At 33.8% G+C, this 14,502-nt stretch carries 11 protein-coding genes and 1 pseudogene; 11 read left to right on the forward strand and 1 reads right to left on the reverse strand.

Annotated elements, in window-relative coordinates:
* Positions 1-3 precede the first annotated feature (3 nt).
* Both EP737_RS12700 and EP737_RS12705 read left to right on the forward strand, forming a co-directional pair.
* The gene (locus EP737_RS12700; protein ID WP_129728344.1) at positions 4-900 is read left to right on the forward strand and encodes a carbohydrate ABC transporter permease; all 897 of its coding nucleotides are present in this window, start codon (positions 4-6) and stop codon (positions 898-900) included.
* A gap of 381 nt (positions 901-1,281) precedes the next feature.
* Positions 1,282-2,625 carry a NosD domain-containing protein gene (locus EP737_RS12705; protein ID WP_129728345.1) on the forward strand — a complete coding sequence of 448 codons (1,344 nt, stop codon included), beginning with the start codon at positions 1,282-1,284 and terminating at the stop codon, positions 2,623-2,625.
* 189 nt (positions 2,626-2,814) lie between these two features.
* On the opposite strand, the gene EP737_RS12710 is transcribed toward EP737_RS12705, so the two are convergent.
* Positions 2,815-3,117: an integrase core domain-containing protein gene (locus EP737_RS12710; protein ID WP_165350777.1), complete on the reverse strand. Its 303-nt coding sequence runs from the start codon at positions 3,115-3,117 to the stop codon at positions 2,815-2,817.
* Between the two features lie 98 nt (positions 3,118-3,215).
* On the opposite strand from EP737_RS12710, the pseudogene EP737_RS12715 reads away from it, so the two are divergent.
* From EP737_RS12715 to EP737_RS12755, 9 genes and pseudogenes are all read left to right on the forward strand, one after another.
* Positions 3,216-3,827: pseudogene (locus tag EP737_RS12715) on the forward strand (transposase); the annotation flags it as partial.
* Between the two features lie 13 nt (positions 3,828-3,840).
* Positions 3,841-5,571 (forward strand): sensor histidine kinase, encoded by a 1,731-nt coding sequence (locus EP737_RS12720; protein WP_129728347.1) that lies wholly within the window; start codon positions 3,841-3,843, stop codon positions 5,569-5,571.
* A gap of 36 nt (positions 5,572-5,607) precedes the next feature.
* Entirely contained in the window at positions 5,608-7,161 is a 1,554-nt protein-coding gene (locus EP737_RS12725; RefSeq protein ID WP_129728348.1) for a response regulator, read from the forward strand.
* Between the two features lie 585 nt (positions 7,162-7,746).
* A complete protein-coding gene (locus tag EP737_RS12730) occupies positions 7,747-8,367 on the forward strand; it encodes a YesL family protein (protein WP_129728349.1) in 621 nt (206 codons plus the stop codon).
* A gap of 377 nt (positions 8,368-8,744) precedes the next feature.
* A complete protein-coding gene (locus EP737_RS12735) occupies positions 8,745-9,767 on the forward strand; it encodes a LacI family DNA-binding transcriptional regulator (RefSeq protein ID WP_129728350.1) in 1,023 nt (340 codons plus the stop codon).
* Positions 9,768-9,811: 44 nt separating this feature from the next.
* Positions 9,812-11,131, forward strand: a complete 1,320-nt coding sequence (locus EP737_RS12740; RefSeq protein ID WP_129728351.1) for an ABC transporter substrate-binding protein — start codon at positions 9,812-9,814, stop codon at positions 11,129-11,131.
* A gap of 69 nt (positions 11,132-11,200) precedes the next feature.
* Complete coding sequence (locus tag EP737_RS12745) at positions 11,201-12,082, forward strand: carbohydrate ABC transporter permease (protein ID WP_129728352.1); 882 nt, start codon at positions 11,201-11,203, stop codon at positions 12,080-12,082.
* A gap of 19 nt (positions 12,083-12,101) precedes the next feature.
* Positions 12,102-12,998, forward strand: coding sequence for a carbohydrate ABC transporter permease (locus EP737_RS12750; RefSeq protein WP_246040245.1), 897 nt, complete (start codon positions 12,102-12,104; stop codon positions 12,996-12,998).
* Positions 12,982-14,394, forward strand: a complete 1,413-nt coding sequence (locus EP737_RS12755) for a glycoside hydrolase family 172 protein (protein WP_246040246.1) — start codon at positions 12,982-12,984, stop codon at positions 14,392-14,394. Before EP737_RS12750 ends, EP737_RS12755 begins: the two co-directional genes overlap by 17 nt.
* Positions 14,395-14,502 lie beyond the last annotated feature (108 nt).

Raw genomic sequence — 14,502 nt, forward strand, 5'->3', positions numbered from 1 at the left:
AATATGTTAGATAGACTTTTAAGTAATTCTAGACCAACAAAAACACCAGTGATAAATAAGATAGTAGAAAAGCTGAGTTTAAAAAATACTTGGCAGCTATTTGTTATCTTATTGACTTGTATGATTGCTCTTGTATTTTTAGGGCCATATATTTATTTACTTCTTACTTCTTTAAAGCCATCTGCAGAAGCAGTAAGTTCACCACCCACATTATGGCCTTCAAAATTTTCTTTAGAAAATTACTTTGCAATGTTTAAACAATTACCTATCGGAAACTATTTCCTTAACAGTTTAATTACAGCAATAATTAGTATGGTGTTAAGTGTCTTTATAGGATCATTGGCAGCTTACGGTTTTTCACGATTTTCATCAAGAGTGAGTAATATCTTTTTGCTTATAACGTTAGCGATACGTATGGTTCCAATGATTAGCATTGCGATACCAATGTATATGATTATCAATGATATGGGATTAGTTGATACAAAACTTGCGTTAATTTTAGTTTATACCAGCATTAATGTTCCTTTTGCAATCTGGATGATGATTGGTTTCTTCGACGGAATTTCCAAGGAGCTTGATGAAGCAGCTCGTATTGATGGATGCAGCCGTTTGGGAGCGTTTCTTCGTATTATTCTCCCTGTATCGCTTCCGGGACTTGCCACGACAGCTATATTTACCTTTATGTTAGCGTGGAATGACTTTTTATTTGCCTTACTTTTAACGAGTACAAATACTAAAACGGCAACAGTAGGGATTTCACAGTTTTTAACAGCTTATAATCTTGATTTGGGACCTATGACAGCAGCTGCTATTACATTTAGCTTACCGGTTATGCTTTTTTCACTTTTAGTTCAACGGTATATCGTAAGCGGAATGACTCTGGGAGCTGTAAAGGAATAGAAGCGTCTTACTAATAAATAACTACGACAACTATACCTTTCATTTCTAGAGATTACTAATAAACAATATATACAGGAATTAATCTAATAGGAGTCACCGTATTATTTTGAGAAAAATGCGCAATAACTAAACACTTCCTATGTGGGTGTTTACTAGGATTGGTAATCGGTAATCCTGTTCAAATCCTATTAATAAGAAATTATCAATGGACAAACATATCACAAAATCCACAATATAAGGTATCTATATAAGCATTCAATAATATAAACATTATCAGAAAAGTTGCAGGAAAAGTACGAATTCGTAAGGCTTTACTTCTAGCTATATCAAGGAAAAAGTAGTTTATGAACAAACACACTAAATTGATAGGAGAATTTACTTATGGCTAGTAAAAATTATTACGACGTAACAGAGTGGCCTGTCGGTAATCCGTATGAGGATATTGGTGAGGTAATCAATAGCATTATAGCAGATATTAAAAGTAGGCAAACGGACACTGATGTGAATAAAGGCGGAAAGCCGGGTGCGGTTATCTATATTCCACCGGGAGATTATCATCTTGTCAGTCAAGTAGTTATAGACATCAGTTATCTTAAAATTATGGGTTCTGGACACGGGTTTACATCTTCGAGTATTCGTTTTAATACTTCTGGGAATGAATGGGCGGATTTGCATGAATTGTGGCCGGGAGGAAGTCGCATACTCGTAGATATTCCCCTAGAAGTAAATGACGAGGAATATAAAGGAGCTGCATTTTATGTTGAACGAAGTGGAAATCCCCGAATAAGTTCGGTAGAGTTTTCTGACTTTTGTATTGATGGTTTGCATTTTATTGAAGATGGTTCAGGAGCAACAAATCCGGAAAACACATACACTAACGGGAAAACGGGTATTTATGTTGCAAGTGCTTGTGACTCATTTCGGATTACAGGCATGGGGTTTGTGTATTTAGAGCATGGAATTACTATTTATCATGCAGATGCACTGACTATACATGATAATTTCATAGCTGAATGTGGTAACTGTATAGAACTACGAGGTTGGGGACAGGCTTCAAAAATAACCGATAACTTGATAGGAGCCGGTTTTAAAGGATATTCAATTTACGCTCAAAATTTTGGTGGACTTTTGATTACAGCGAATAATGTTTTTCCACGAGGTGCGAGCAGTATCTATTTTGATGGTGTGACACGTTCCAGTATCACAAATAATAGACTTCATTCATTTTATCCAGGAATGGTGGTATTCAGGGAAAATTGTTCGGAAAACTTGGTTTCTTCAAATCACTTTTTACGTGACCATGAACCCTGGACTCCTTTTGTGGGAATAGACAATGGTTTAGATGATTTGTATGGTCTCCTCTATATCAGTGGCAATAATAATTCTGTAATTGCTAATCACTTTTCTGAAGTAATTAATACTCAGAACATCAAGCCGGTAGGTGCAACACCTGTAATCATACGTATTGTTTCGGGTAATGGAAATTATATTTCTAATAATCATGTTGTTGCCACGGAGGTTCATGCCAAGATAAGTGATTCTTGTTTCTCTGCGCAAGTAGACGCTTTGTTGACTACCGAAGCATCAGAGCCGCTTACCGTAACAACAGTATTGGTAGAAAAAGAATCGCTTCAAAATACGATTCTTGATTCGGGAAGTGATGCACAGGTTGTTATGGACAAGACTGTAAATGCATTCAGAGCCACTCCAACGCCAGGAGCATAAATAATATATTCAACTATGTTTTTGTGGTAGTTTTTGTTCCAAAGTTTCAATTGCAAGTCGGACACTTGAATTATTTCGTTTGTCATTTAATTTTTTGGGTGCTTTCTAGCGATGGAAGTGCCTCTTTTTATAGTGTTTCCCATATTTGGATAAATGCCAATAAAGTAGACAGAAAAAAGGAATGTTTCTTTAGGGAGACTGCCAGAAAATGTCTCCTTTTAAGTTTGCAGAAAGCATGATAATGGCAGAATGAGGTCTTCTAGGATTATAAAACCCTTCAATATATTCGAAACAAGCCAGTTTCACTTCTTTTAACGAAGTAAATTTTTTACGATTCAGTTCTTCTTTCTTCATATATTTGAAAAAAGGTTCTATTACTGCATTATCCCAGGGATAAGCGAGCTTTGAATAAGATGGAACGATGGCTAAATGGTCTTGTAATTGACGGAGTTCAGAAGAAAGGTACTGTGAGCCTCTATCTGTCTTTTCCATAAAAAAATCCTTTATAATGGATTGGAGGCAGTAATCCATCCAAATCCAAAATAAAGGACAAACCCATGGATAAGATTACAAGAAAAACTGCATTTAAGCAATGGGCGATGTTCCGGCAAACCAAGTCCGGCATCAAGCTTCATCTGCGGCTCGTGTTCATGGAAAATGGCTGTTCCTACCCTGATCAGGCGGTCTTGACGAACGCCAAGGAACATGATCGCGGCCAACTGGAAGTGCTGGTTGATGACAAGGAATGCATGTATGTGTTCGACCGCGGCTACCTGGATTACGAGCGATTCGACCGCATGAGGGACGAGGGCTATTTCTTTGTTTCCCGCCTGTGAAAGAACGCAGTCGTACGGTCACTCGAACACTTCGAACTACCGGAAGACTCTGTCGTAATGTCGGATGAAATGATTGTGATCGGCACTGCGCAGAACCGGTTCGATTTATCCGCGGACGAAATCGCTGAACTGTACAAGTCCCGCTAGGCCATTGAACTGTTCTTCAAATGGGTAAAACAGCACTTGAACATCAAGAAGTTCTACACGCAAAGTCAGCAGGGTGTACACAATCAGGTGTACATTGCGTTGATCGTCTACTACCTGAACGTCCTTGCGCAATTGCGGACGAACAGCAAGCGAACCTACTTGCAGATCAGCCGCTATCTGAAGGCTTCCTTATGGAAGTCCGCGCATATTAAACAGTAATGAGGGATGTCATATGAGTAAAAATTGGTCCGTTAAGCGAAAAGTTATTCTATTAGCCCTTTTTTCAACATTAATTCCATTATTCATAATTGGTCCAGTTACTTTTTTATATTTAAACAAAGTTATTGAAAATAAGGTTTCGATAACAACTTCAAATTTTTTAAGTGCAGTGGATTGGAACATTAATACATTCGTTACTGATATAGAGAATGTTTCCAATATAATTTTCTCTTCAGATGATATTCAAGGCTATTTAAGTTACAAAAAAGTGTCACCAAGGTTATATATCTTAGAAACACTCTCAAAAAACCTTTTGAGAAATATTACTATTGTTAACAAACCATATATTAATGCAGTATACATCGGGAATGGACAACATGAATTTCTAAAATTAAATAAAGGTGAAAGCAATTATACAGGTAATATTTATAATCATATTAAAGATGCAAGTTGGTATAAAGTTTTAAAACAAAGTGACTGGGCGGGTGTTTGGGTTAAAGGAAATGAAACAAGCCTTGTAAAAGGGGATAAAAGCCCATTAATGTTTGGCAGAATTATTAGAGACATCGGTACGTCAGAGGAGATTGGCGTATCTATTATAAGTGTTGATAAAGCTGTTTTTAATAATATGTTCAAAGACATTAAAACAGATGGCGATATTTTAATAATGGACAATAAAAATATAATTTATTTTAGTGGAAGTGAGAAAAAATTTAAAACAAAGGAACTAGCTAACATACTAGAAAATACAGGCGATCAAAGTAAGGTAATAAAAAAAATTAATGGAACAAAGTATAGTGTAAATTTTCACACAAACGTAAAAACAAATTGGAAGATTGTTAGCATCATTCCTTACCAAAATATTGTTAAAGAAGTTAATTATATACGAATTATCAATGTGTTATTATTGGTTACTTCCTTTTTTATATCAGTGCTTAGCGCTTTATTAATATCAAAAAAAATTACAAAGCAACTTACGTTATTAAGAATAGTAGCGAAAAAAATGGAATCAAGGGAATATATCTCTGGTATAACATTTGATAATGGAGATGAAATTGGGAATATAGGTAATCGTTTTGTCGAACTGTACAATCGAAATAATGAGTTAACCGTAAAGCTATATGAATCACAATTAAAGGAAAAAGAAGCAGAATTATTAGCATTACAAAGTCATATTAATCCACATTTTTTATATAATACGCTGAACTCTATATTCTGGATGGCAGAAAAGGCAAAGGTAAAGCCTATTGCCAAAATGGCGGTAAGCTTGTCCAAGTTGTTTCAACTGACACTAAATAACGGTAAGCATATTACATCGGTAAAAAATGAAATTGAACAAGTAAAAAGTTATCTACAGATACAAAACATTCGATTTGATAATAAGATTGAATATTTGATTGATGTTGACCCATCCATTCTCGATGAAAAAATAATTAAATTGCTTTTGCAGCCTATTGTAGAAAATGCTGTTCAACATGGCCTGGAACAACAAAAAGATCAAGGCAAAATAGTTATTAAAGGGGTAAAAAAAGAAGGAATGATGGTGTTTGAAGTAACCGATAATGGAGTTGGATTTAATAGTGAAGAGATTTTTTCGAAAAATCAAGGATATGCTTTAAAAAATATTAATGAGAGAATTAAGCTTTATTATGGCCCTGAATTTGGATTAAGCATTACAAGTAAATCAAATATAGGAACAAAGGTTGTTTTAACGATTGGAATTAAAAGTGAGGAGTATGTATGATGTAGAGTGGTGTAAATATATAAGAGGTGAAAAAAGATGTATAAACTTCTAATAGTAGATGATGAAAAGATTGTAATTGAGGGCTTAAAATCTGCAATTAACTGGGAAGAACATCAAATTGGGACTGTCGAAACTGCTTCAGACGGACAAGAAGCGTTTCAGTGCATTATAAATAATCCCCCTCATATTGTGTTAGCTGATATCCAAATGCCCGGATTAAATGGTTTGGATTTAATACAAAAGGTTAAAAAAATTCATCCTGATATTGTATTTATTATTATTAGTGGTTATACAGAATTTGATTATGCTAAAAGAGCGCTTAAATTAGAAGCGGCTGATTATTTAGTAAAGCCTATAGAACTTGATGAAATTGTCAGTGCAGTAAAAAAGGGGATCATTAAATATGAAAAAATGAAAGTGGAAAAGGAAAACAATGATCAGATTCAAAAATATCAAATGGAGTTAGAAGAAAAGCATGTGTTGGATCTTATTTTAGGTCGAAATATTGATAACTTTGAAGTAAGCAATAAATTTAAAGGCTGGAAAATATTAATTGCTGGTTTTAAAAGTGCAACATGGAAAAACAATATTGAAAAGGATGGTCAGGGAATAGTTAATCGTTTGAAAATACCTTTTGAAGAAAGAGGATATGAAACATTTATTTACATCATTGAAGACTTTATTGTTATAATGTATGCCAATTCTATTCAAAAAGAAGTTCAAGACTACTTTTTAATTGAATTTTCATCTCTTCTACAACATGAATTGAATGTGTCTCCTATTATCGGGGTTAGTAATACTTATTATGATTCTTCATACATTCGTCAATCATATCAAGAAGCAAAAGAAGCATTCCAAATAGGGATTTATTTAAATCAATTGGTTACTCATTACAAAGATTTAGAAAAGATAAATAATACTGTTGGCAATGAGATTATTGATAAAATCGATCATTACTTTAAAAAAAATAAGTTTAATTTAGATAAAATAAACTTATTAATCCATGATATATTCAGTTATTCAATTGATAATATGCTTTCTCCAGTAAAATCTAAATATTTACATTTTAAGCTTGCTAATTATATTTTCGAATATGTTCAGCATGAATTTGAATTAGAAATTGAAAGTATTTTAGGAAATGAATATCAGTTATATGAAGAACTGAATAGATTGCAATCGATTGGAGAAATTAGCCATTGGATTGAAAATTTGGTTAATAAAATTTTTGATTATGTGAATGATAACAGGGTTTCATATAAGGATAAATTGATTTTAGATGTGAAAAGCTATTTGCAAAAAAATTTCAACCAATCAATTATTTTGGATGAAATAGCGGAAGGTTTTCATATAAGTCCACCTTATCTCAGCAGTTTATTTTCAAAAAAAGTTGGCATGACTATTTTTGAATATATTACTAATATTAGAATAAATAAAGCGAAAGAGTTATTACGAACAACAAATTATAAAATCTTGGACATATGTAATGAGGTTGGTTACAAAGATCCAAAATATTTTAACCAAGTTTTTAAAAAACAGGTGGATCTAACACCAAGCCAGTACCGTTCTGAACATTTAATCAGAAATAAATAAATATGGGGTCCAGTCCCGAAAATGCGGATTTACAACGTTAAGACTTTTGAGACAGGTCATATGAGGCACTAACAAGCCTGATTTGGCGCAAAACAGATTAAGTATCAATAGACTAAACCCTATTGATAGAAGGATTTCTACCTTAACGTTGTAAATCTGCATAATCTGATGATCCCCCATGCCTATCAAGTTAAGCACAGAACTTTTCAAAATGTCCCAGTACCAGGTAAAGTAGGCCTAACAATCGATAAGACCGTGTTCCAACAAAAAGGAACACGGTCATACAAATTAGGGGGTATATAAACAATGCCCCTTCAATTAAAATAGCCATCATAGGTAAGAAAGAGAAAACAACTGTAAAGGGAGAGCTAACAAACAACGCAATCATTTATCTATACACCTTCACTTCAATTTGATAGTTACATAATATTAAAAATTAACAATGAACTCTACCTTTTAAAATGTCCTTTACAAAGGGATAAGTGGGTCGTAAAATTGAAATACAAAATTGCGAAGTGTTCTTTAACTCTTTATTTTATCGTTTATTTTGTTATTTCCAGAAAACTCAAAAAGGAGGGGAAGCAGATGAACAAAGGTGTACTAAGTAAGATACATGGATTTTCTACATGGTTTTCTAATTTAGTATATATAAACATTTTGTGGTTAACTTTTATATTATTAGGTGGCGTATTTCTTGGATTTTTCCCTGCCACAATAGCAATGCTTTTTATCATAAGAAAGTTAATGGTAGAAAAAGACGATTTTAGTATAAGAAAGGAGTTTATTAGCGCTTTTAAGAGAGAGTTCAGAAAGAGTAACCAACTATTTTACCCATTTATTTTATGTGGCTTTATTATAATCATGGATATCCGTTTTATTTCATCATTAAATTTTATGTATAGTCATTCAGTCGTTAAATTATTTTACATCCTTGTGTTTTTATTAGTTATGATTTTCTTATATAGTCTCGTCGTTTATATCAACGGTGTTGTAGGGAAAAGAGAAATTCTAAAGAAAGCTATCCATCTCTTAATAAATAATCCAATGATAAACTTATACATTTTAACAGGTGTACTTTTGCTACAATTCTTGGTAGTAAAGATCACAGGAGCATTCTTTATGTTCTCTGGCTCATTGTTTAGCTGGTTCTTGTTAATTACAGTGTCCAAAACTACAAAAAACTCTATAAGTAATATTGACAAGTAGTGGAAATTACCCTAAAATCAGAATTAAAGAAAGCGGTTACAATATTTATTATCCTCTTGGTATCTTTCTAGAAATGTATTTAATCGATTAAATGGAATTTTAACAGGTGTTAACAAAGGTTTTTTATTTATCACTTTATTTAATCGATTAAATGATGGTGTCTCTATAGTTTTTGTAAGGATTTTTATTTATCAATTCATTTAATCGATTAAATGGAGGTGTTATCGAGCATATATAAATTTTTATTTATCACTTTATTTAATCGATTTAATAATTTTATTAGATGTTTTAACTCTTTACTAATAATCTATTGAACTGAAAGCAAGAAATAGTTCCTTTATTTCGAAAGGGAGAAAAAAGTTTAGGAGTGAATTCTTTTGGAAACAAAGAAAGCAAACATTAGGGATGTTGCAAATAAGGCTAATGTATCTACGGCGACTGTTTCAAATGTAATGAACTCTTCCAGATTTGTAAAAGAAGAAACTAGAATGAAGGTTCTTAAAGCAATGGAGGAGTTGAATTATAGACCTAGTACAGTTGCAAAATCCTTAAGGGGGAAAGATACGAAAGTTATAGGTCTAATCATACCAATTCAGCAGAAAGATACATCGGGAGAATTCTTCATTTCACTTTCAAATGGAGTTGAAAACGCTTTAAGTGAGGCGGGATATAGGCTGTTAATTAGTAATTCCAATGAAAATATCAGTAATGAGTTAGATCAAATTGATATGTATAACACACAGTTTGTGGATTATATTGATGGATTGATTATCGCTCCCACTTCCAATACTGAAGACGAAGTAGATAATTCATTACACATTAGATGTCCTGTAGTTTATGTAGATAGAAAGCCAAATTTAAAAGATAGGTTAGATTTAGTTTACACCGATAATTATTTTGTAACTTATGAAGCCATTGAAATGATGTTCAGGAAGAAAAGAAGTAGGATAGCCTTTATTTCTGGTCCTATTGATGTATCAAGTACAATTGAGCGTTTTGAGGCATATAAAGATGTCCTAAGGAAATATCGAATTGAGTTAAATGAAGAACTAGTCTTTGTAGGGGAATCTTCATTTGAGTCTGGATACGAAATAGCTGGTCGATTATTAGATAATCATGATGTTGATGGTATCGTAGTAGTAAATAATACAATTTCCATGGGAGTATACAAATACTTAAAAGAAAAGAATATTCAAATTCCGAAAGATATTTCATTCCTGTCTTATGATGATTTTCCTTGGATGGAACTAACAGATCCGTCTATTACAACTATAAGACAACCGGCATTTGAAATGGGACAGGCTGCGGCTAAACTTTTGCTAGAGAAGCTAGAAGATGATAGGAAAGAGCCGAAGGAAATTTGCATTGAATCATCTATAGTAATTAGGAATTCTTTGTAAGTAGCTACACTTTAGATCTTAAATTAGATAAAGGGGGACTTAATATGAAAAGAAGTCGAAACATCATTTTCAGTTTGCTATTGTTTCTAGGTTTATTCCTATCCGCTTGTAGTAGTAACAGTGGGACTAGTTCTACTTCAGGGTCCAAATCATCTGCCGATGGTACCACAACTATCAATTTTGCAATTCATGTAGCAAATCCAAAAGATCAAGAACCTGCATTTTATCAAGTGATAAAAAAATTCGAAGCTGCAAACCCAGATATTAAAGTTAATCTGATTGGAAAAGAACAACAAGAACATGTAAAAAGTATTAAAATGGCATCCCAATCTGATAAACTTCCAGATGTTTTCTGGATGCTACCAAGTTCAGCTGCAGAGCTAGAAAAGGCAGACATGTTAATGGATTTAACAGATTTTATTGAAAAAAATCCAGAAATTAAGAATTCTCTCAGAAAAAACATGTTAAACACCTATAAGGATAGTGGTAAATTATATGGCTTACCGTATCAACCGTTAGTAACAGGTTTGTTTTATAACAAAGCACTTTTTGATAAATATGGAGTGAAGGTTCCAGAGACTTTTGAGGATCTAGTAGAAGCAACAAAAGTATTCGAAAAGAATGGCATTACAACAATTGCTAAAGGTGCTAAAGATGATTATTCAGTATGGGCTTTTCTAACAATGCTATCTAGATATGGATATTTTGATAAGATTAATTCCATTCTTGCTGGAAGAGAGAGCTATGATAATGCAGATTTCGTAAAATACTATGAAAAGATCGATGAACTAAGAAAAGTAGGTGCATTTCCTAAGAACGTAACAACACAATCCTATTTTCAAGCGGTTGAGCAATTTTTAAGCGGTAAGGCAGCGATGCTGGATTCCGGTATGTGGGATGTTCAAAAAATTGAAAAAAGCGCTATTGGTAAAGATGTAGGGTTTTGGTGGGGGCCAACATTTGCTGATGGTGTAGGCGACCAGAAGATAAGCTCAGTTGTACCAGCTGCACCTTTACTTGTCAGCAAAAAAGCTGGAGAAGATAAAGCTAAAAAAGAAGCGATATATAAGTTGCTAAAATTCTACTATGGTACAGAAGGTACACAAATTATGGTGGAGAACCAAGTTCCGCCTATGACAAATGTTACAGTGAATGTTGATGAAACTCAACATCCGGTATTTAAAAAGTTAGTTGATCAGATGCAACTTCAAGATTGGAAGAGTCAACCAAATCAACCGGATTTAGTTATTCCAGAAGCGATTGCCACTTCTATCTATGACAGTATTTATGGCGTAATTAATGGAACATACACTCCTAAGCAAGCTGTTAAAGTTGTTGAAGATAAGATTTCAGCAACCAAATAATTCTCAAAGGACTCATGCAATAAGATAAATCCTATTGCATGAGTCTAATATAAAGGGGTGGATGGAACAATGCGATGGTTTAGTAGCAACGGTAAAAAGATAGTAATGCTGTTACCAACGATACTAGTGTATTTAACGTATATCATGATGCCTATTGTAATTGCAATATATTATAGCTTGACTAACTTCTCGGGAATTGGAACACCAAAGTATGTTGGAATGTCTAATTACCAGCGGTTGTTCAGTGATCCGATTTTTCTAATAGCATTAAAGAATACCTTTATTATTCTAGTAGTCACTATAGCTATCCTTATACCAGGTGCGTTCCTACTTGCATTGCTATTGAATAAAAAGGCAAAAGGAGTAGGCGCATTAAGAGCAATTAACTATTCTCCTTCAATTATTGCACCAATCATGGTTGGATTGATCTGGGTATTTATCTTAGATCCTAAGATTGGTCTTATCAATTCCTTCTTGACGAAGATTGGATTAAGTAGTTTAGCCTTTGACTGGATTGGAGGAGAGACATTAACACCGTATTCAGTTGCAATTGTACAAAGTTGGCAAAGCCTCGGGTATATTGCCACAATATTTTTAGCTGGACTGACATTAATTCCAGAAGAACTCTATGAGGCCGCTGATATTGACGGAGCGAGTAAATTCCACCAATTGATTAATATCACAATTCCTTTACTAAATGAAACTTTCAAGTTGAACACCATTTTAGTTATTACACTTTGTTTTAAAATTTTTGAAACCGTTCTCCAACTAACAAACGGTGGACCTAACCATCTGTCAGATGTATTGGTGACTTATATGTACAGTACAACCTTTACTTCTGGAGAGTATGGTTATGGGATGTCAATTGCGGTTGCATCATTAATAGCAACGATTTTATTTGCAGGGGCTTTTCTTGGAATTCACACATTAGGGAGAAGAGTAAATAATTAAGGGAAGGAGTGTAAAGCAGGTGAATTTAAATGATACTTATATTGCATCAGTTAATCGTAATAACCTCCAAGTGTCAGGTAATCGTAAGAAAAATAGAACAAAAATACTAGCATATATCCTTACTTATGGTATCACTTTTCTTGTAATGATTCCTTTTATTTGGATGATAGTATTGTCATTTAAGGATAATCAATCCATTCTTACAAATCCATTTTCATTGCCTAAGAGTTTGAGCTTAGACAACTATAAACGAACTTTTGAGACTTTAAATATGGGCTTGCTTTATAAGAATACCTTTATTATTGCAGCAATTTCAATATTCTTAGAAATGATTATCACCTTTATGAGTTCTTTTGCAATTAGCAGAATGATATTTAAAAGGGAGAAATTAAAAAACGGTTTGTATTATTTCTTAATTATCGGACTTGCGATTCCGCCGTTTATCTTACTATTCCCAATCTACCGAATTACAATTCTATTGGGAATAGAAAATACTTATTTATCGCTTATATTACCATACGTTGCAACTTCCATCTCATTTAATACTCTGTTATTTATAGGGTTCTTAAAGGACTTCCCTTCAGAGCTTGAAGAAGCTGCTGTTATTGATGGTTGTAACTTATTTACACTATGTACAAAGGTTGTATTCCCGGTAATCAAGCCGGTTGTAATCACTATATTTATCTTCAACATTCTTTATATATGGAATGAGTATCCATTTGCAGCAACATTAATCAGTGATCCTTCCCACATGACAATTCCATTAGCAATATCGGAATTTAAAGGAAGATATAACATTGATTACGGTGGAATTGTCTCAGCAAGCTTACTGTTTATAATTCCACAGTTGGTATTCTATGGAATATTCCAGAAATACATTATTGAGGGAATGACTGCTGGTGCAGTTAAAGGATAAAAACCTAATTTATGGAGGGAAAAATACTATGACCACTATTTCAAGAGCAAATCAAACTATTTCAAATGGATTCATGCAAAACTTAACAAGACATGCAGATGTGAGATCAGCAAGACTTTCAAGCTCTGATCAAACAGGAAGAAACCAAGATTATTGGTTAATTCCACCACATGAGTCAGTAGTATTAGGTGAGATTGCAGGTCCAGGTTGTTTAACACATTTTTGGATGACTTCCTTCTGTAGAAAAATTATGGGACCAAGCATTGTAGATCCTGCATTAGGAAGTAATGTAGCACCAGTAAACGAAATCCACAATGCGTTAGGGGTTACTTGGGAAGAACAAGATCCTTTCTATTACCGAAAAGCATTAATTAAAATCACTTGGGATGACCAAGATACACCAAGCGTATTGGCACCATTTGGAGATTTCTTCTGCGTTGGTCATTCGCTACCAGGTAACTTTGAATCAGCACCATTTAACGTATCTGTTAAGCCAGAGGAAGCTAATAAATTTGGTGCACCTGCTGCATTGAACTGCTTTTTCCCAATGCCATTTAACAAAAAAGCTAAAATTGAGATTGTTAATGAAAATGATCTTCCATTTGGTCTATACTTCTATATCGATTACGAGCTATATAAGCAAGAATTGCCAGAAGATACAGTATACTTCCATGCTCATTGGCACCGTGAAAATCCTTGCGAAGGCTGGGGAAATGATCTTCAAGTAAACAGCCCTGCAGTGCAAAGCGTTGCAAACTTAACTGGCGATGATAACTATGTCATCTTAGAAACAGAAGGAAAAGGACATTATGTTGGTTGTAATCTATCCGTAAACCATTTCCAAGGAAGTTGGTGGGGTGAAGGTGATGATATGATCTTTATTGATGGAGAAAAGGTACCGAGCATTAATGGAACAGGTAGTGAGGATTATTTTGGACATGCTTGGGGAATGCAAAAAAATGCCTTCTTGTATAATGGCTCAATTATTCATGAAAGCGACAAACCAGGTTACCAAGTTTCTTATAGATTCCATATTGCAGATCCAATTCATTTCTCTGAAAGCATTAAAGTTACATTAGAACATGGGCATGCAAATCATTTATCTGATGATTGGTCTTCAACTGCTTACTGGTATCAAACTTTGCCGTCTCCGAAACTTGATATTCTTCCGGTAGAGGAAAGACTTCCGCATGTTGCACAAATGCCTAATGTAACTCAAAAAGCAAAACCGGAGTTGAATGAAGAGCAACAAAAAGCTTATGAATTTGCAAAGAAACTAGAAGAATCATACGTAAGCGAAAAGAAAAATCAAATGGAACTAAAATATAACAAAACAAGACAGTCCTCTTTAGGTAATATTGATCACGCTAAACGTGTGAAAGATACTCTAAAGTAAGTTTCATAAATAGCTAGTTTATAACGTGTAATAGAAGAAAGATTTTTATAAAACAGAGTGAAATTTCCGACATTGTGAACGTTATAGGAACGATCACAGGAGGGAATT

It is taken from the genome of Ectobacillus funiculus, from assembly GCF_004138295.1.
Taxonomy (GTDB): Bacteria; Bacillota; Bacilli; order Bacillales; family Bacillaceae_G; genus Ectobacillus; species Ectobacillus funiculus.